Genomic DNA, 4618 nt, shown 5'->3' with positions numbered 1-4618 from the left:
GGAGCGTCAAGAAACGCGGCACGGCGAGCCCGCCGGACGCTTCTCGGGAGCTGTGCGGGGTCGCGGAGGGCCTCCCCCGGCGCCGAAAGGCCGGTGCGAGCGGAGCCCGGCCTGGAAGGGCCACGCGCAAGCCAGGCGTCTGCCCCAAGGCCTCGAAAAAAATTGTTGACGCGGGGGGCCTCATTTCATAAATGGACCTTCCGCCGCAAGGCGGCAGCGTTCCTCGGTAGCTCAATCGGCAGAGCGGGTGGCTGTTAACCACTAGGTTGGGTGTTCGAGTCACCCCCGAGGAGCCACGCAACACAAGGGTTCCGGTCCAAAAGGCCGGAACCCTTTTGCGTTGGGGGCCAATTCTCTCTCCACCCTCTCCCCACTTTTCGATCCATTCCTCCCCAGCACGGACTTGCCAAGCTGCCGACTCCCGAGGATAACCCAGAGCCGAGGAGGACCAAGCCATGCTCAAGCATTTCAATCGAAATTTTCCTTGGCGAGTGGCGAAACTTCTATCTCATCACGACAAACACGAACAAACACGCACGCCATGGCTATTAGAACGCAACACGGCAGATGGACAACGCAACGATTGCCGCAAATCAATACAACACTGTAAATAACATACCATAGCAACACAACATCATAAAGCTTGTCATCGCCATGAATAAACAGGCAAACATTGACAACAAGCTTTTCCACTTCTGGGGCAAGGCCTCCCGTGGAGATGCCGAATGGCATCCCTTGGTATACCATTGCACCGACGTGGCGGCAGTCCTCCAGGTGCTGCTTGAGCGCGACGCCAGGCTCCTCGACCACCTGCATGGTCTCGCACCTTCATTCGATCGCCAACGCCTTGTACAGCTGCTCCTCTTCTTCGCCTTCCTGCATGACCTGGGCAAAGTTGCCCCGGCCTTCCAGAACATGCGCCGTGACATCGTACTGAACGCGGGCGGCGATCCTGGCCGGCGTTCCAAGGAGGCCCACCACACGACACTGGGGTTCGAACTCTACGAGACAGCCGTCTCCCGCCTCCTGAAGGGAACACCCGCGGAAGCCTTCCCCGACGATCTCTTCGATGTGCTCTCCCCGCTGGCCTCGGCCGCCTTCGGCCATCATGGCAGGCCCTGCGGGCGTTCGAGCGTCAGCGATTTGCCTCACCTGGTCCGCGAAGACGCGCAGGCGTTCCTCGAAGAGGGGCTGCGCCTGTTCCCCGTCGACCTCGTGCAACTTGCCGAACTGGACGCCTCCCTGTTCAGACCCGTCTCCTGGCTCTTTTCCGGCCTCCTCGTTCTCTGCGACTGGATGGCCTCCGGCGAGGGCTTCCCGTTCGTCCGGGAGCCGATGCCCCTGGAGGAGTATCTGGAGCGCCACGCCCTGGCCTCGGCTCGCGCCGCCGTGGAGCGAAGCGGCATCCTTTGCCCCGGGCCGCGCGCTTCGGCCGATTTCAGCCTACTGCTGCCGCACCTGCCCGGGGAGGCATGCCCTACCCCCCTGCAGGAGTTCGCCCTGCGTGAGGCCGCCCGGCCGCACGGCCAGTGCCTGCTCATCTTCGAGGACGTCACCGGCTCGGGAAAAACTGAGGCCGCTCTGTTGGCCGCCCACGGCATCATGTCCCGTGGCGACGCCCGGGGTCTCTACGTTGGCCTGCCCACCATGGCCACGGCCAACGGCATGTACGCCCGCTTGAGCGAGAGCTACCGGGCATTGTTCGAGGAATCGCCCGTCGGGCCCGCGTCGCTCATGCTGGCCCACGGCGCACGCGGTCTTCACGACGACTTCCTGGGCAGCATCGGACTCGAGCGCGGACGCCCCAGCGACGGCGACCAACACGACAAAGAGTCCCCAGATTCCGGGGCCTTCTGCTCCGCCTGGCTGGCCGACAACCGCAAAAAGGCGTTGCTTGCCCCCTGCGGCGTGGGCACACTGGATCAGGCCCTCCTGTCCGTGCTGCCCTCGCGGCATCAGAGCCTGCGACTGCTGGGCCTGGGGCGCAACGTGCTGATCGCCGACGAGGTGCACGCCTACGAGCCCTACACCACGCGGCTGCTGGAGAATCTGCTCGCTTTCCAAGCGGGTCTTGGCGGCAGCGTGATCCTGCTTTCGGCCACGCTTCCCCTGGCCGTGAAGCAGCAGTTGGTTACGGCCTTCTGCGAAGGCGCGGGAATCACCCCGCCCGTCCTCTCGGGCCGACCGCTTCCCCTGGCCACGCGCGTGGACGCCCAGGGCGTGGAAGAACATGAACTGCCCTCCACGCGGCCTCTGGAGGTCGCGGTGGAGATGGCCGCCAGCCGCGAGGAGGCCATGGCGCGCCTGCTGGCCGTGCGCGAGGCGGGAGGCTGCGCGGCGTTCGTCCTCAACACTGTGGACCGGGCCACCGAAGCTTTCGACGCCCTCGCCCGATCCGTCCCGCCCGAGGACGTCATCCTCTTCCATGCGCGCTTCGCCCTGCGCGACCGCCAGGCCATCGAGGCGCGCGTGCTCTCCTTGTTCGGGAAGGGCTCCACGCCCGAGGTCCGCAAGGGCAAAATCCTTGTGGCCACCCAGGTGGTTGAGCAGTCGCTTGATCTGGATTTCGACCATCTCGTCACCGAGCTAGCGCCAATGGAGTTGGTCATCCAACGTGCCGGGCGCTGTCAGCGCCATAAGCGGGACTGGCGTCCGGTCGGCTTCGAAACGCCTTCCGTGTTGGTGGTGGGGCCGCAGGCTCTGCCGGGCGCAGGGCCGGACTGGGGCAAGACGGAACTGGGCGCGGGCCTTTTTGTCTACCCCTTGTCCGGAGTGCTCTGGCGCACGGCGCGGCTGCTGGAGTCCACCGGCTGGCTCGTGATGCCCGGCGACGCGAGGCGACTGGTGGAGGGGGCCTATGCCGGGGATGACCCCGAGACACCCGAAGCACTCGCGGACCAGGACGCCGTCCAATGGAGCAAGGCCAGGGCCGAACTCAGCCTGGCAGAGGGAAGCATGCTGGATTTCAGCCAGGGCTACGGCACGGCGGCGGCCGATGGTGGCTGGCGCGACGACAGGCTCACGCCCACCCGGCTTGGCCAGCCTTCCGTGACGCTGCGCCTCGCGGCCTCCGAGGGCGGGACGCTGCGGCTGTGGGGCTCCGACGCCCTGGACGCTAAGGCCTGCGCCCTGTCCGAGGTGTCCGTGCTGGCTTCGCGCCTCAGGGGGCTACCCGATCCCGACGGCGACTGGAAGGAGCGCCTGGACGCCCTGGAGGCGCAACTGCCCGACAAGGGCCGCTGGGCGCGGCTCGTTCCCTTGGAACCCGCGGGCTCGGACGACTGGCGCTGCGCCCTGCCCGGCTGGGAGAATGTGCGCTACTGCCCGCAACGGGGGCTCGGGTTTCAAAGAAAAAACTTAGCATAACAGTGCCTTGACCAAGAACGGCCTGTGTGTTAGGCAATATCAATTGATGTGCGAGAGTTTGCACGGCCCCGTGTGCCAGCGAAACCTCCCGCCTACACGGAAAGCTCCGAATCACGGTCCTGCCTCGGGCATCAGCCAGCGTTCCCCTCGCAAAGTGGGGATGACCCAGTTATGGCTGCTAATTTGACATGTTGGAGGGTTTTGTTCCCCACTCGCGTGGGGATTTTATGAAATGAAGGTTATAGCTGTAAAAGTTTACATGATGATTTATCTTGACATGGCCCCACTTCATGCCTATCAAAAAATCGCCCAGGCTCGAAAGCGCACGAGACCTGGGCGATTCGGCCATTGGACGTATCCAATGGGCAGCTGGTACCTCCTCATCTAGGTGCTTCCCCTGGCCGAGTCAACCCTGCTGCGCCAAACCGCAAGGGGGAGACTTCTATGGCATGCTATAGACAGAAACGTATCCTGTTCCTTGTTTTGGACATGGAAGAACTCGGCCTGATTGTTCTGCTCATCGTAACATCACCCGCCTGAACACGGGCAGCCCCGAAGCGTCTTAATCGCTTCCGGGGTTGCCCGCATACGCCTTATCGTATAGTACTCCATGTATCCCTATCGCAAGGAGCACATTCTCCATGGACAAGTTCAATCTCTTGTCGGAGCCCTGGATTCCCGTGCGACGAGCCAGCGGGAAGCGCGAGCGCATCGCGCCCTGGCAGCTCACGGAGGTGGGCGATCTCCCCCTCGAGATCGAGAGCCCCCGGCCGGACTTCAAAGGCGCGCTGCTGGAGTTCCTGGTGGGCCTGGTGCAGACGGCCCTGCCCCCGGCCACCAGAAAACTCTGGCGCAGGCAGCTGGAACCCGGCGACGCACCCCCGCCCGAGGCCCTGGCCGCCGCCTTCAAGCCCCTCGCCCCCCACTTCAACCTCTTCGGGGAGCGTCCCCGTTTCCTCCAGGACCTCACCCTCACCGAGGACGAGGCGGGCGATCCCTCCCCCGTGGCCGCCCTGCTCATGGACACGCCCGGCGAAAACGCCGCGCGCCACAACGGCGATTTCTTCATCAAGCGCCACCACCCGCCCGACCGCCTCTGCCCCGCCTGCGCGGCGGCGGCCCTCTTCGCCCTCCAGGCCTATGCTCCTTCGGGCGGGGCGGGTTACCGGGTCTCCCTGCGCGGCGGCGGCCCCCTGACCACGCTCATCATGGGCGATTCGCTCTGGCGCACGGTCTGGTCCAACGTGCTGCC

At 64.8% G+C, this 4618-nt stretch carries 3 protein-coding genes and 1 tRNA gene; 3 read left to right on the top strand and 1 reads right to left on the bottom strand.

Annotation, left to right across the window (positions count from 1 at the left end):
- The first annotated feature begins 220 nt into the window (after window positions 1–220).
- Window positions 221–296, top strand: a tRNA-Asn gene (locus ACV4UX_RS17420).
- A 172-nt stretch (window positions 297–468) separates the two neighbouring features.
- Here ACV4UX_RS17420 and ACV4UX_RS17415 read toward each other — a convergent pair.
- Complete coding sequence (locus ACV4UX_RS17415; RefSeq protein ID WP_491594547.1) at window positions 469–816, bottom strand: hypothetical protein; 348 nt, start codon at window positions 814–816, stop codon at window positions 469–471.
- Here ACV4UX_RS17415 and cas3 point away from each other — a divergent pair.
- Together cas3 and casA are read left to right on the top strand one after the other, a co-directional pair.
- Window positions 757–3366, top strand: coding sequence for a CRISPR-associated helicase Cas3' (gene cas3 / locus ACV4UX_RS17410; protein ID WP_491594546.1), 2610 nt, complete (start codon window positions 757–759; stop codon window positions 3364–3366). The two genes, ACV4UX_RS17415 and cas3, sit on opposite strands and share 60 nt — an antisense overlap.
- Window positions 3367–4007: 641 nt before the next feature.
- Window positions 4008–4618, top strand: a 611-nt coding sequence (gene casA, locus ACV4UX_RS17405) for a type I-E CRISPR-associated protein Cse1/CasA (RefSeq protein ID WP_491594545.1), incomplete at its 3' end; no start/stop codon positions are given.

Source organism: Fundidesulfovibrio sp. (assembly GCF_058402725.1).
The sequence above is the reverse complement of the archived record's forward strand: the minus strand, read 5'-3'. Positions and strand labels throughout refer to the sequence as shown.

Bases quoted from the DNA above. Each gene is read 5' to 3' on its own strand.
- ACV4UX_RS17415 (WP_491594547.1), bottom strand. From the start codon at position 816: ATGCAGGTGGTCGAGGAGCCTGGCGTCGCGCTCAAGCAGCACCTGGAG.